Consider the following 14,296-nt stretch of genomic DNA (forward strand, 5'->3'; position numbering starts at 1 on the left):
GCTATTAACTAACCAGACGCTCCGGAGATGTCCGTTGTCCGTCGCTTCCCCCTTTTTGAGGGGGTGGCGCCTTGGCACGCTGGTTTTATAGGGAAATCAATTCAGATTCGGTAACGTTTTTTGCAGCAAAACAGGGTCTTTCAGAACACTGGCAGCGGCGGCAATGTCTGGTGCAAGCCAGCGGTCCTGGTCGTAGGCAGGAACTCGCTCACGCAGCAGACGCCAAGCGGTATCGGTGCCCGCACCAAAGCGTTGTTCCTTCAAGAATTCAAACGCCTGGGCCGCCAGCAAATACTCGATGGCGAGGATCTGCGTGCAGTTTTCCAGCGTGCGATGCAGCTTCAGCGCGGCGTTGGTGCCCAGGCTCAGGTGATCTTCCTGAAGACCGGAAGTGACGTAATTGTCGAGGACTGCCGGTTGCGCCAGTTGACGGTTCTCCGCGCACAGCGAAGCGGCCACGTATTGCACGATCATCATCCCGGAGTTCACGCCCGGGTTGGCCACCAGGAAAGCCGGCAGGCCGCTGACGTGCGGGTTGATCAAACGGTCCAGACGACGCTCGGCGATGGAGCCGATTTCCGCCATGGCGATCGCCAGCAAGTCCGCCGCCATTGCCACGGACTGGCCATGAGGGTTGGCCTGGGACACCACGCGGTAATTGTCCGCGGTACCCAGCACCAGCGGGTTGTCGGTGGCGCCGTTAAGCTCGGTTTCGATCTGTTTGATCGCGTGCACCAGTTGATCGCGCGCAGCACCGTGCACCTGCGGGATCGAGCGAATGCTCAGGGCATCCTGGGTGCGAATGCCTTTGCTCTGGGCGATCACTTCGCTGCCGTCGAGCAAGGCCCGAAGGTTGATCCCGACCTGTTGCATGCCCGGGTGCGGCTTGAGCGCGATGATCTCCGCGTCGAACGCATCGATCTGCCCGCGCTGGGCTTCGAAGCTCATGGCGCCGATCACGTCGGCCCATTCCAGCAGGCGCGTGGCATCGGCAATCGCCAGGCAGCTCAGGCCGCTCATGCACGGCGTACCGTTGACCAGGCACAAACCGTCCTTGGCACCGAGCTTGACTGGTTGCAGACCTTCTTCGGCCAGCGCTTGCTGCGCGGAAACGATCTGCCCGCGATAGCTGACATTGCCCACGCCCAGCAGCGCGATGCCGATGTGCGCCATGTGAGTCAGGTAACCCACCGACCCCTGGGACGGCACCTGCGGGGTGATGCCCCGGTTGAGCAGCGCCAGCAGCGCTTCGACGACCTGACGGTGCAAGCCGGATTTGCCGTGGCTGTAGTTGACGATGGCCGCGCACATGATCGAGCGGGTCTGCTCGTCGGTCAGCGGTGCACCCACGCCGCAAGCGTGGCTGAGCAAGGTGTTGCGCGACAACTGGCTGAGTTGTTCGTCCTGCAGCGAGACGTTGCACAGCGCGCCCAGCCCGGTGTTGATGCCGTAGGCACGTTCGCCGCTGGTGACGATGCGCTGGACGATGGCCTGTGCGTTCTCGATGCGCGCCCAGATCGGTGCCGACAGTTCAAGCTGTGCGCCATGACGAGCAACGGCGACCACATCCTGCCAACTGACCTGCGACTCGGTGATAACGATTTTTTCAGCCTGGGACATCTTCAACCTCTGCGTACAAACCTGAATATTGATGCATCTTTACCGGCCTCATCGCGAGCAAGCTCGCTCCCACAGGTTTTGTGAACACCGGGGATCCACTGTGGGAGCGAGCTTGCTCGCGATGGGGCCAGCACAGCCGGCACAAACCTTTTAAACCACCGCCGCCCGACGCTGCACAAAGCGGTCGACATACTCATCCGCCGGCGAATGCAGGATCTCTCTTGGCGTGCCGACCTGGATCAGGCGGCCGTCCTTGAGAATCGCGATGCGGTTGCCGATGCGCACGGCCTCGTCGAGGTCGTGGGTGATGAAGACGATGGTCTTGTGCAAGGTCTTTTGCAGTTCCAGCAACTGGTCCTGCATCTCCGCGCGGATCAGTGGGTCGAGGGCGCTGAACGCTTCGTCCATCAGGATGATGTCAGTGTCCGCCGCCAGGGCGCGGGCCAGGCCCACACGCTGACGCATGCCGCCGGATAGCTGGTGCGGGTATTTGTTTTCGTAGCCCTTGAGGCCCACGGTGTTGATCCAGTGCAGCGCACGCTCAGCGCACATGGCTTTGCTTTCGCCACGGATTTTCAGGCCGTAGGCGACGTTGTCCAGCACGCTCTTGTGCGGCAACAGGCCAAAGCTCTGGAACACCATGCTGATCTTGCGCCGACGAAATTCGCGCAGGGCTTCCATGTCGTATTGCAGGATGTCCACGCCGTCCACCAGGATCGCGCCGCTGGTCGGGTCGATCAGGCGGTTGAAGTGGCGCACCAGGGTCGACTTGCCTGAGCCCGACAGGCCCATGATCACGAAGATCTCGCCGCTGCCGATGCTCAGCGACAGGTCGTTCACGCCGACCACGCAGCCGGTTTCGGCCAGGACCTGGTCCTTGGTCTTGCCCTGGCCGATCATGGCCAGCGCATCCTTGGAACGGTTGCCGAAAATCTTGAAGACGTTCTTGACTTCGATCTTGCTCACGGTTGCGTTGTTCATTTGCTCACCTCATGCCGTGCGCGACCATACGCCTGTGTAATGCGGTCGATCACCACAGCCAGAATCACGATCGCCAGACCGGCTTCAAGGCCACGCCCGACGTTGAGGGTCTGAATCCCTACCAGCACGTCTTCACCCAGGCCACGGGCACCGATCATCGAGGCGATCACCACCATCGACAGGGCCATCATGGTGGTCTGGTTGATCCCGGCCATGATGCTCGGCAGGGCCAGTGGCAGTTGCACGCCGAACAGTTGCTGCCAGCGGTTGGCACCGAAGGCGTTGATCGCTTCCATCACTTCGCCGTCGACCTGGCGAATGCCCAGATCGGTCAGACGGATCAGCGGTGGTGCGGCGTAGATCACCGTGGCGAAAATCGCCGGGACCTTGCCCAGGCCAAACAGCATCAGAACCGGGATCAGGTACACGAAGCTCGGCATGGTCTGCATGATGTCCAGCAACGGCATCAGCACCGAACGCAGGCGGTTGCTGCGCGCCGAGAGAATGCCCAGCGGAATGCCGATCAAGACCGAAATGATCGTCGCCACCATCATCAGCGCCAGGGTCTGCATCAGCTTGTCCCAGAGGCCGACCGCCCCCACCAGGAACAGCAAACCAACGATGACGGCAGTGGTCACGACCTTGCGGGTCGCGTGCCAGGCCACACCGGCCACGATCGCCAGCATCAGCCACCAGGGTGCAGCACGCAGCAGGCCTTCAAGATTGACGATGGCCCACAGCAGGGTGTCGGATATGCTGCGGAAAACGTCGCCGTAGTTGGTAACCAGCGAATCGACCCAACCGTTGACCCAGTCGGCGATGGAAAAGGTAAAGCTTTCGGGAAACATAAGAGACTCTCAATCAAGGGGTTGCGATCAAGCGTCCGACTGCCGTTGCCGACAGCCGGAGAAGCCCAACCTACAAGGCCGCGTCGATTTTCTTGGCTGCGTCTTCGCTCACCCATGCGTGCCAGACTTCAGGATGTTCCTTCAGGAAGATCTTGGCCAGTTTTGGTGATTCGATCCGCTCTTTGGTCATGCGCCCAAGGTTCTGGTTCAGCAGGTCGATTGGCACGTTGACCTTTTCCAGCACGGCCACCAGTTCAGGCGCTTCGTCGTGGAACGTCTTGGACAAGCCGACCTTGATGGTCACTGTCTTGTTCACGCCTGGTTTCTCTTCGAGTTTCACCGCGTCGATCTGGCCCATCAAAGGCGTTGGCGACCAGTAGTAGAACAGGATCGGCTCGCCACGCTTGTAGCTCGACAGCACAGCGGCATCCAGCGCCGGGCCGGTGCCTGGGCGGAAGTTGGTGTAGGTGCTTTCCAGGCCGTAGCTTTTCAGCATTTCGCTGTTGTCCAGCTCACAGGTCCAGCCGGCCGGGCAGTTGTAGAAACGGCCCTTGGAAGGCTCTTCGGCGTCTTTGAACACCGCCGAGTATTTGCTCAGGTCAGCAATGTTTTTCAGGTCCGGAGCCTTGGCTTCCAGCTTACGCTTGGCGTCGCCTTCGATCACGTAGCGCGGCACGTACCAGCCTTCGATCGCGCCAACAACCGGGGCGCCGACACCGACGACTTTGCCGGCCTTCTCGGCCTTGTTCCAGACTTCGCTGCGGCCGACCCACTCTTCGGCAAACACTTGAATGTCGTTGCTGCTCAGGGCGTTTTCCATGGTGATGGAGTTGCCCGGCAGGCTGTCGGTCTTGCAGTCGTAGCCTTTCTCCAGCACGACTTGCATCACGTCGGTCAGCAGCATGGCGCTTTCCCAGTTCAAACCGGCGAACTTCACCGGTTTGCCCGACTCGCACCAACCCGCCGCCTGAGTGGCGCCAGCGCTGGCCAGCAGGCCCATGGAAAGCAATGCGGTCAGCAGGGTCTTGTTCGATTTCATTGTTATGACGCTCCTAATCATGAATTGGCTTACGGCAGTCAAGAGGCATCCAGCCCTGTCCACGTCCAATCAGGCCTGCGCCGCAGCGCGACCGACATTCAGCTTTTGTTCGGTGATCGCGCCCTGCTCGACCGGCAGGATCAAACGATCAGGCACTGTGCCGTGCCATTTTTTTGCACACAGGTAATACAGGGCGGCGGGAAGCACCAGGCCGATGACCCAGGAAATATCCACATCACCCAGGGCCGCCACCAGCGGACCGGTATAGAACTTAGTGGAGATGAACGGCAGCTGCACCAGCACACCGAACACATAGACGCTGATACCGAGGAGGTTCCAACGACCGTAGCGACCATTCGGATCGGCCAGAGCCGGTACGTCATAGCGCTCGCGAGTGATGCAGTAGTAGTCCACCAGATTGATCGCGCTCCAGGGGGTAAAGAACGCTAGCAAGAACAGGATGAAAGACTTGAACGCGCCGAGGAACGAGTGCTGACCGAGCAACGCCATCAGGGTCGCAGCACCGACGATGACCAGCACGAAGACCAGACGCTGCAAGTGCGTTACCTTCAGGTCACCACGGAAACCGCTGATGATGGTCGCAATGCACATGAAGCTGCCGTAGGAGTTCAGCGTGGAGATGGTGACCTTGCCGAACGCGATGCTGAAGTACAGCAGCGCAGCAGTGGCACCGGTACCGCCCAGACCAACGATGTAGGCCACTTCGTGACCGGCGAATTGCCCGTTGGCCGAAGCGGCAGCGAACACGCCGAGGACCATCGCCACCTGTGCGCCAATGACCGAACCCGCACCTGCGGCGAAAAAGGTTTTCACCGAGGAGATATTGCTCGGCAGGTAGCGTGAGTAGTCAGCCACGTAAGGGCCGAACGCGATCTGCCAGGACGCCGCAAGCGACACCGCCAGCAGGAAGCTGCTCCAGCTGAAGTGACGGATTTGCAGGAGAGCGCCGACGTCGGTCTGGCTCATCAGGCGCCAGAACAGATAAACGAAGGCAATCACACCGATGACGCTGGCAACTCGGCCGATCCAATGGATCACCCGATAACCGAGCACCGTGACCAGCACGATGACACTGGCAAAAATGAGGATACCGACGCTGTCGCTGACGCCAAACAACTGGCCCAGCGCCTGGCCGGATAACACGGTTCCCGTTGCGGTGAAGCCCAGGTACATCAGGCACACCAGCACGATCGGGATGGCCGCGCCGTACACGCCGAACTGTACCCGGCTGGAAATCATCTGCGGCAGGCCAAGCTTGGGGCCTTGCGCGGCATGCAGCGCCATTACGCCACCGCCGAGCAGTTGGCCGATCAACAGACCGATCAACGACCAGAACACATCACCGCCAAGCACCACCGCCAATGCACCAGTGACAATCGCGGTGATTTGCAGGTTGGCACCCATCCACAGGGTGAACTGGCTAAACAGACGACCGTGTCTTTCCGCTTCCGGGATGTAGTCGATCGAACGCTTCTCGATCAACGGTTTGTTGCCTGCACGTTCGCTGTTAACAGCCATGATTCAACCTCTGTGGATTGTTATAGGTATATCGGTTGTCGGTGTTGGCTTCTGTGGGAGCGAGCTTGCTCGCGATAGCGGTTTTTCAGTCAACGAAGAGGTTGAATGTGTCGCCCTCATCGCGAGCAAGCTCGCTCCCACATAAAGCCGTACAGCGTTATTTGCCGGTAATCATCGGCAGGTTCAGCCCTTGTTCCTTGGCGCAGTCGATGGCGATCTGGTAACCGGCATCGGCGTGACGCATGACGCCAGTGGCCGGGTCGTTGTGCAGCACGCGAGCGATACGCTCGGCCGCTTCGTCAGTACCGTCGCAGACAATCACCATGCCCGAGTGCTGGGAGAAGCCCATGCCGACGCCGCCGCCGTGGTGCAGGGATACCCAGGTCGCGCCGCTCGCGGTGTTGAGCAGAGCGTTGAGCAGTGGCCAGTCGGAAACGGCGTCGGAACCGTCCTGCATCGATTCGGTTTCGCGGTTCGGGCTCGATACCGAACCGGAGTCCAGGTGGTCGCGACCGATCACGATTGGCGCGGACAACTCGCCGCTACGGACCATTTCGTTGAACGCCAGGCCCAGCTTGGCGCGCAGGCCCAGGCCAACCCAGCAGATACGTGCCGGCAGACCCTGGAAGCTGATGCGCTCGCGGGCCATGTCCAGCCAGTTGTGCAGGTGGGCGTCGTCCGGGATCAGTTCCTTGACCTTGGCGTCGGTCTTGTAGATGTCTTCAGCGTTGCCCGACAGTGCAGCCCAGCGGAACGGGCCGATGCCACGGCAGAACAGCGGACGGATGTAGGCCGGTACGAAGCCCGGGAAGTCGAATGCGTTTTCCACGCCTTCTTCTTGCGCCATCTGACGGATGTTGTTGCCGTAGTCGAAGGTCGGGATGCCTTGCTTCTGGAAGTCGAGCATCGCTTTAACGTGCACAGCCATCGATTGCTTGGCGGCCTTGATCACGGCAGCAGGTTCGGTCTTGGCGCGAGCGCGGTATTCGTCCCAGGTCCAGCCTGCTGGCAGGTAGCCATTGAGCGGGTCGTGGGCGCTGGTCTGGTCGGTGACCATGTCCGGGCGCACCCCGCGCTTGACCAGTTCAGGCAGGATTTCAGCCGCGTTGCCCAGCAGCGCGATGGAAATCGCCTTGCCTTCTTTGGTGTATTTGGCGATGCGGGCCAGTGCGTCGTCGAGGTCTTTGGCTTGCTCGTCGACGTAGCGGCTTTTCAGACGGAAATCGATGCTGACCTGCTGGCATTCGATGTTCAGCGAGCAAGCGCCAGCCAGGGTTGCAGCCAGAGGCTGAGCACCACCCATGCCGCCCAGGCCAGCGGTCAGTACCCACTTGCCGGTCAGGTTGTCGTTGTAGTGCTGGCGACCAGCTTCAACGAAGGTTTCGTAGGTGCCCTGGACGATGCCCTGGCTGCCGATGTAGATCCAGCTGCCGGCGGTCATCTGGCCGTACATGGCCAGGCCTTTGGCGTCCAGTTCGTTGAAGTGTTCCCAGCTCGCCCAGTGAGGAACCAGGTTGGAGTTGGCGATCAGTACGCGCGGGGCGTTGCTGTGGGTCTTGAACACGCCGACCGGCTTGCCGGATTGCACCAGCAGGGTCTCGTCGTCGTTCAGGTTGGTCAGGCTTTCGACGATCTTGTCGTAGCATTCCCAGTTACGTGCAGCGCGACCGATACCACCGTAAACCACCAGTTCTTTAGGGTTCTCGGCGACTTCCGGGTCGAGGTTGTTCATCAGCATGCGCAGCGGCGCTTCAGTCAGCCAGCTCTTGGCGGTCAGCTTGTTACCGCGTGCGGCACGGATTTCGACGTCGCGAAACTTGGTACGTTTATTCTCGGTCACGAAAAGAACTCCTCAGCAATCAATCCAAACCAACCCAGGCAGTGGGCGAGCAAGCCAATGGGCATCAGTGCACACCGGCGAATCAGTGGACGATGGTTGAGTCTTCGTGACTCATACGCATACGTCTTTACTTGTACATACAAGCATATGCAATCAAGCGGCCAACTTGTTGGATGAGCATTCAAGAAAAGTTCGGAAACAGCTGGAGAGCCCTTGGAACAAGGGTTTTGGCGTAGATGAAATTTTTCGAGGGGATTTTTTGGAGGATAGGCGGGTTGTTACTTGAGCGTGGTCTTGCGCCACACTGGGGCGTTCGGTAACAAGTTGGTGCGCGGACGGAAACGGTCTGAGGGGTAGCACAACATCGCGGGCAAACATCGCCCCCTGTAGGAGCCGAGCTTGCTCGCGATGGTCGTGAAGGATAACGCGTAGAACCAGATGCCCAGCGGCGAATTTGGGTTATTCGCGAGCGAGCTCGCTCCTACAGGGATGGTGTATCAGCGTGCGACGAGTTCGACCACGCAGCAGGCGCCATTGCTGGAGACTTCCAGCAATCCGGTGTTACCGACCAGTTGCAGGCAATCATGGCGACCCAGTTGCGAAGCGCTGGTACCGACCTTCACTTCAAGCGCATCGCTGATGCTGAAGACCAGCACAGTCCCCGCCTCACTGAAAAACCGCTGCTCGCCCGACAACCACTGCAACCGCGCGGCGTAACGCTGCGGTGCGTAAATGAGGTTGAAATCGCGAATCGCACCGCCGAGCAATGTGCAGGAAACCTTGCTTTCACCGCTGAAGGCAAACGGGTCCAGCGGTAACAGTGGCCGAGTATCCTGACCATCCACCGTCAGGCTCATGCCGTCGCCCTGCAAAACAGTGATCACTCGCTCGTAACCGGCGAAGGTGGAAAACCCGCCCGATTCGCCAATGTCGGCAATCGACAGGCGCCAGCCAAAGCCATCCAGACCGGTGCCGGCATCGCGGGTGATTTCTTCGGTGCTGCCGCCGCCGTTTTTCCACGGCATGCGCGGGTAATCTTTGGCGCGTAAAACCTTTAACTGATTCATTTATGGAACCGACCTTCCAGACGATGACGGGAACCGGGGTGGATCAAGCGAGCGGCGGTCACCGGCTGACGGCCGGACCAGGTGCGGCGACGGATCAGCAGGCACGGCTCGCCTTTTTCAATCTGCAGCAATTTGCATTCGGACGACTCGGCCAGGATCGCCTCGACCACGTGCTCGCCTTCGGTCAGCGGCGCGACCTGGTTCAGGTAGGCATATGGCGTTTGCAGGGTGAAGTCCTGCTTGAGGTAGTCCGGCGCCACCAGCGCATTGACGAAACGGTCTTCGATTTGCACCGGAATATCGTTTTCGAAATGCACGATCAGCGAGTGGAACACCTTCTGCCCTTCGCGCATGTCCAGGGCCAGCGCGCGCTCGGAGCCGGCGGCCTCTTCTTCAAGGGTGATGACCTTGCAGGTGTGGCGATGACCGCGAGAGGCGATTTCGTCGGCGATGTTGTGCACTTCGAACAGTGCGGACTGGCTTTTCGGCTCGGCGACGAACGTGCCGACGCCTTGCATGCGCACCAGCAGGCCATCGGCGGTCATCTCGCGCAGGGCGCGGTTGATGGTCATGCGGCTGAAGCCCAACTGGCTGACCAGCTCGCTTTCCGACGGCACACGATAGTGCGGCGGCCAGTTTCCACTGTCGATTTGCTGGGTGATCATTTGTTTGACGCGGGCGTACAAGGGCGCCGGACTGTCGCCCATGTTCGCGGCCAACGGAGAGACTGGAGGCGGAGTCGGCACGGTTAATCCTTGTTCGTTGAAAAGAGATTGCTAGCTTGCCGGAGTTTACCGGGCAGGCAAACGTCTGTATATGTATATACAAATAACACACGATGGGGTGCTGAACCATGTCCGCCTTCTTTGCCGAACGCGCGCTGCTGCCTAGTGGATGGGCCAACAATGTACGTCTTGAGGTCAGCGCCGACGGCGTTTTGACCCATATTCAGGCCGATTCCCATGCAGATGGCGCCGAGCGGTTGAGCGGTCCGCTGCTGCCTGGCATGCCGAACCTGCACTCCCACGCCTTCCAGCGGGCCATGGCCGGGCTGGCGGAAGTGGCGGGAAATCCGAACGACAGTTTCTGGACCTGGCGCGACCTGATGTATCGCCTCGTCGGAAAAATCAGCCCGGAACAACTCGGCGTCATCGCCCGTCAGCTGTACATCGAAATGCTCAAGGCCGGTTACACATCGGTGGCGGAATTTCATTACGTACACCATGACATCAGTGGCCAGCCTTACGCGGACCCGGCCGAACTGGCCCTGCGTATCAGCCAGGCTGCAGGTTCCGCGGGTATCGGTTTGACCCTGCTGCCGGTGCTCTACAGCCACTCCGGTTTCGGCGGCCAGACTCCGAACGAAGGTCAGCGTCGCTTCATCAACAGCACCGAAAATTACCTCAAGCTGCAATCGCGCCTGCAACCGCTCCTGGCGCAGCAGCCGGCGCAGGCCCTGGGCCTGTGTTTCCACTCGCTGCGCGCGGTCACGCCGCAACAGATCAGCGAAGTGCTGGCCGCCAGCGACAAACAATGCCCGGTGCACATCCACATTGCCGAGCAGCAGAAAGAAGTCGACGACTGCCTGACCTGGAGCGGTCGTCGTCCGCTGCAATGGCTGTACGAAAACGTCGAAGTCGACCAGCGCTGGTGCCTGGTCCACGCGACCCACGCCAACCCGGAAGAAGTCACGTCGATGGCCAGGAGCCGCGCCATCGCCGGCCTGTGCCTGACCACCGAAGCCAACCTTGGCGACGGGATTTTCCCGGCGGTGGATTTCCTCGCCCAGGGCGGCCGCATGGGCATCGGTTCCGACAGTCACGTGTCATTGAGCGTGGTGGAAGAATTGCGCTGGCTGGAATACGGCCAGCGTCTGCGTGATCAGCGGCGTAATCGTTTGTACGGCGCGGATCAGCCAATGGTCGGCCGCACGCTGTTTGATGCCGCGCTGGATGGTGGTGCCCAGGCGCTGGGTCAGCCGATTGGCGCTCTGGAAGTCGGCAAGCGCGCGGATTGGCTGGTGCTGGACGGCAACGACCCGTATCTGGCGACAGCCAATGGCGACGGGATTCTTAATCGCTGGCTGTTTGCCGGTGGCGATCGTCAGGTGCGGGACGTGTTGGTGAACGGCCAGTGGGTTGTGCGGGATGGACGGCATGCTGATGAGGAAGAAAGCAATCGCGCCTTCACTCAAGTCCTGCGCGAACTCCTGGGCTGACACAAAACAACTGTGGGAGCGAGCTTGCTCGCGATAGGGCCATCAGATTCAACATTGATGTTGTCTGACAGTCCGCTATCGCGAGCAAGCTCGCTCCCACAGTGTTATCTGTAATCAGTTGGACGTCTCGGCCATCTGCTTTTCCGAGGCCCGCCAGATCAGCCGCGTGGTGTCGTACCCCTGCTGACGTGCCTTGCTCAGCAACTCCTCACGCACCACACCGTTCACGGTCGGCGTGCGCGACAACAGCCACAGATACTTGCGGCTCGGGTCACCGACGATGGCGGTCTTGTAGTCATCGCTGACGTACAGCACCCAGTATTCGCCCTTCGCCGAACCCGGGATCAGCCTGGAAAACCAGGTATCGAACTCGACCCACAGCTTGTCGCTCTTGCCGGGCACCTGTGGATAAGCCGTGCCCTTGACCTCTTCCCATTGCCACTGCGCCGTCAGGCAGCGGTTCAGCACTGCGAGGTTGCCGTCGGGCTTGAGCGTGTAATGGGCTTCGGACTGCGCGCAGTCGCGCTGGAAGTACATCGGCATACGAGCCAGCTCGTACCAGGTGCCCTGGTAGCGCTTGAGGTTGACGCTATTGACCGTCTTGGGGGCCAATGGGTCCTGGCCAGACGTGGCACAGCCGGCCAACACCAGGCCGGCAAAAAGGATGATCAATAACCGCTTCATTATTTTTCTCCCGTGGGCGATCGCCCCGGTTTACTTCAGGCCTTGGCCGGAAAACATCAGCACTTTGTCACCGGCGAACTGCACGCTGATAAAGCTGTTCTTGTCGCCCCAGGTGCAGCTGGACATGCCGAGCGCGCCTGAACAATCGGCGGGTTTGCCCAACAGGGTCTCCACATCGGCCTTGGCCATGCCGGCGGAGAGCTTCGAGTAGTTTTCCTGATTGACCTTGCTGCAGGCAGCGAGCAATACGCAGAATGAAAGCAGGGCGATGGAACGCAACGACATGGTGAAACTCCGGGGGCGTAGGGGATTGGCATGGCTGCCAAGCTGAAGCTTAGAAGAGAAAACCCCTGTCAGGTTCCCTGCCCGGCAGGCTATTTATCGGGCCACTCGTCTACCTTTTGCCGAAAATCAGCCACTTTGCCTGTTTACCGGGCATTTCGTCGTTTTTCAGAGAATTCGCCTAATCTTTGGCGCCGCTCAGTCGACATAAATGCAACGCAATGCCACGTCAGTGGCATTTGCTCCCCCATTTTGTAGAACAGCCCCTCTGCGGTAGCTCACCCATGACCAGAAACATGAAGTTCAGCCACAAGATATTGCTGGCTGCCGCCCTCGTGGTGGCCGTCGCATTCGCTTGTTTCATCCTGTTCAACGACTATCGCCAACGCGAAACCTTGCGCAACAGTACCGAAGCCTCGATGCAGGAACTCGGCAGCCTGACCACCAGCAACATCCAGACCTGGCTGGAAAGCCGCATGCAATTGCTGCAGTCGATGGCCCAACAGATCAACGCCGACGGCAATGCTCCCGCTGGCCTGAAACGAATCATCGACCTGCCCGCCTACACCGGCAACTTCCAGCTGAGTTACTTCGGTGGCGCCGACGGCGTGATGTTCTCGGTCCCGGCGGGCAACCGCGCGGCGGACTACGATCCGCGCGCCCGTGGCTGGTACAAGGCGGCCAATAGTGCGCAACAGACCATCGTCACCGAACCCTACATCGCCGCCTCCTCTGGCAAGCTGGTGATCACAGTCGCCACCCCGGTGGAGCACCTGGGCCAGATGATCGGTGTCGCCGGCGCCGACATCGACCTGTCCAGCGTCAGCGCGATCATCAACTCGCTGAACTTCGGCGGTCACGGCCATGCGTTCATCGTCGGTGCCGACGGCAAGATCCTGATTCACCCGGACAGCAAGCTGGTACTCAAGAACCTGACCGAGGCCTACCCCAACGGCGCGCCGAAAGTCAGCCCGGGCATGAAGGAAGTCGAGATCGACGGCAAGCGTCAGTTCATCTCTTTCACCCACGTCAACGGCGTGCCATCGGCGGACTGGTACGTAGCGCTGGTGCTCGACCAGGAAACCGCGTTCTCGATGCTCAGCGAATTCCGCACCTCGGCGATCATCGCCATGGTCATTGCGGTGGTGATCATCATCGCCCTGCTGGGCATGCTGATCAGCCTGTTGATGCAACCGCTGCTGACCATGGGTCGCGCTATGCATGACATCGCCGAAGGCGAAGGCGACTTGACCAAACGCCTGACCATTCACGGCCACGACGAATTCGGCGCGCTGGGGCTGTCGTTCAACCGTTTCGTCGAACGCATCCATACCTCGATCATCGAAGTATCCTCGGCCACCGGCCAAGTCAACGAAGTGGCGCTGCGGGTAGTCGCCGCCTCGAACTCGTCGATGTTCAACTCCGACCAGCAAGCCTCGCGCACCAGCAGCGTGGCCGCGGCGATCAACCAGCTCGGTGCTGCCGCCCAGGAAATCGCCCAGAACGCCGCCCTCGCCTCGCAACATTCCAGCGATGCCCGCAGCCTGGCCGAAGACGGTCAACAGGTGGTGGATAAAACCATCGCGGCGATGCAGCAACTGTCGGCCAAGATCAGCGACTCGTGCGGCAACATCGAGACCCTCAACAGCAACACGGTCAACATCGGGCAGATCCTGGAAGTGATCACCAGCATCTCCCAGCAGACCAACTTGCTGGCACTCAACGCCGCCATTGAAGCGGCCCGCGCTGGCGAGGCCGGTCGTGGTTTTGCCGTGGTGGCCGATGAGGTGCGCAACCTCGCTCACCGCACCCAGGACTCGGCGCAGCAAGTGCAGACGATGATCGAAGAGCTGCAAGTCGGTGCCCGGGCAGCGGTGGGCATCATGACCGACAGCCAGCGCCAGAGCGAAAGCAGCGTCGGCATCGCCAACCAGGCGGGCGAACGTCTGGGCAGCGTGACCCAGCGCATCGGGGAGATCGATGGCATGAACCAGTCGGTGGCCACCGCGACCGAGGAACAGACCGCCGTGGTGGAGTCGATCAACGTCGACATCACCGAAATCAACACGCTGAACCAGGAAGGCGTGGAGAACCTGCAGTCGACCTTGCGTGCGTGTGCCGATCTAGAACAGCAGGCGGCGCGGTTGAAGCAGCTGGTGGGTAGCTTCAGGATCTAAG

The 14,296-nt window shown here is 60.4% G+C and carries 12 protein-coding genes and 1 pseudogene; 3 read left to right on the forward strand and 10 right to left on the reverse strand.

Features of this window, described 5'->3' with window-relative positions:
• Window positions 1-96 precede the first annotated feature (96 nt).
• The 8 genes from hutH to hutC all read right to left on the reverse strand — a co-directional run bounded on the left by hutH (window position 97) and on the right by hutC (window position 9,641).
• Window positions 97-1,620 carry a histidine ammonia-lyase gene (gene hutH / locus AC1RDQ_RS11795; protein ID WP_492587334.1) on the reverse strand — a complete coding sequence of 508 codons (1,524 nt, stop codon included), beginning with the start codon at window positions 1,618-1,620 and terminating at the stop codon, window positions 97-99.
• 150 nt (window positions 1,621-1,770) lie between these two features.
• A complete protein-coding gene (locus AC1RDQ_RS11800; RefSeq protein ID WP_052961897.1) occupies window positions 1,771-2,601 on the reverse strand; it encodes a quaternary amine ABC transporter ATP-binding protein in 831 nt (276 codons plus the stop codon).
• Window positions 2,598-3,449 (reverse strand): ABC transporter permease, encoded by an 852-nt coding sequence (locus AC1RDQ_RS11805; RefSeq protein ID WP_057712387.1) that lies wholly within the window; start codon window positions 3,447-3,449, stop codon window positions 2,598-2,600. The genes AC1RDQ_RS11800 and AC1RDQ_RS11805 overlap by 4 nt, the downstream gene beginning before the upstream one ends.
• A gap of 70 nt (window positions 3,450-3,519) precedes the next feature.
• Complete coding sequence (locus AC1RDQ_RS11810; RefSeq protein WP_492587336.1) at window positions 3,520-4,488, reverse strand: ABC transporter substrate-binding protein; 969 nt, start codon at window positions 4,486-4,488, stop codon at window positions 3,520-3,522.
• Between the two features lie 69 nt (window positions 4,489-4,557).
• Window positions 4,558-6,027: a purine-cytosine permease family protein gene (locus tag AC1RDQ_RS11815; RefSeq protein ID WP_057712389.1), complete on the reverse strand. Its 1,470-nt coding sequence runs from the start codon at window positions 6,025-6,027 to the stop codon at window positions 4,558-4,560.
• A gap of 157 nt (window positions 6,028-6,184) precedes the next feature.
• Window positions 6,185-7,867, reverse strand: coding sequence for a urocanate hydratase (gene hutU / locus AC1RDQ_RS11820; RefSeq protein WP_492587338.1), 1,683 nt, complete (start codon window positions 7,865-7,867; stop codon window positions 6,185-6,187).
• A 497-nt stretch (window positions 7,868-8,364) separates the two neighbouring features.
• On the reverse strand, window positions 8,365-8,934 hold the full coding sequence (locus tag AC1RDQ_RS11825) for a HutD/Ves family protein (RefSeq protein WP_492587340.1): 570 nt from the start codon (window positions 8,932-8,934) through the stop codon (window positions 8,365-8,367).
• A complete protein-coding gene (hutC, locus tag AC1RDQ_RS11830; RefSeq protein WP_173677901.1) occupies window positions 8,931-9,641 on the reverse strand; it encodes a histidine utilization transcriptional repressor HutC in 711 nt (236 codons plus the stop codon). Before hutC ends, AC1RDQ_RS11825 begins: the two co-directional genes overlap by 4 nt.
• A gap of 146 nt (window positions 9,642-9,787) precedes the next feature.
• Here hutC and AC1RDQ_RS11835 point away from each other — a divergent pair, with 146 nt between their 5' ends.
• Complete coding sequence (locus AC1RDQ_RS11835; RefSeq protein WP_492587342.1) at window positions 9,788-11,152, forward strand: formimidoylglutamate deiminase; 1,365 nt, start codon at window positions 9,788-9,790, stop codon at window positions 11,150-11,152.
• 114 nt (window positions 11,153-11,266) lie between these two features.
• On the opposite strand, the gene AC1RDQ_RS11840 is transcribed toward AC1RDQ_RS11835, so the two are convergent.
• Complete coding sequence (locus AC1RDQ_RS11840) at window positions 11,267-11,836, reverse strand: lipocalin family protein (protein WP_057712393.1); 570 nt, start codon at window positions 11,834-11,836, stop codon at window positions 11,267-11,269.
• A gap of 30 nt (window positions 11,837-11,866) precedes the next feature.
• Window positions 11,867-12,121: a hypothetical protein gene (locus AC1RDQ_RS11845; protein ID WP_007975531.1), complete on the reverse strand. Its 255-nt coding sequence runs from the start codon at window positions 12,119-12,121 to the stop codon at window positions 11,867-11,869.
• Window positions 12,122-12,414: 293 nt separating this feature from the next.
• Here AC1RDQ_RS11845 and AC1RDQ_RS11850 point away from each other — a divergent pair.
• A pseudogene (locus AC1RDQ_RS11850) lies at window positions 12,415-13,437 on the forward strand (HAMP domain-containing protein); the annotation flags it as partial.
• A gap of 93 nt (window positions 13,438-13,530) precedes the next feature.
• Window positions 13,531-14,295: a methyl-accepting chemotaxis protein gene (locus AC1RDQ_RS11855; RefSeq protein WP_371318464.1), complete on the forward strand. Its 765-nt coding sequence runs from the start codon at window positions 13,531-13,533 to the stop codon at window positions 14,293-14,295.
• The last annotated feature ends 1 nt before the right edge of the window (window position 14,296 follow it).

It is taken from the genome of Pseudomonas sp. GW823-FHT02E01 (genome assembly GCF_058797535.1).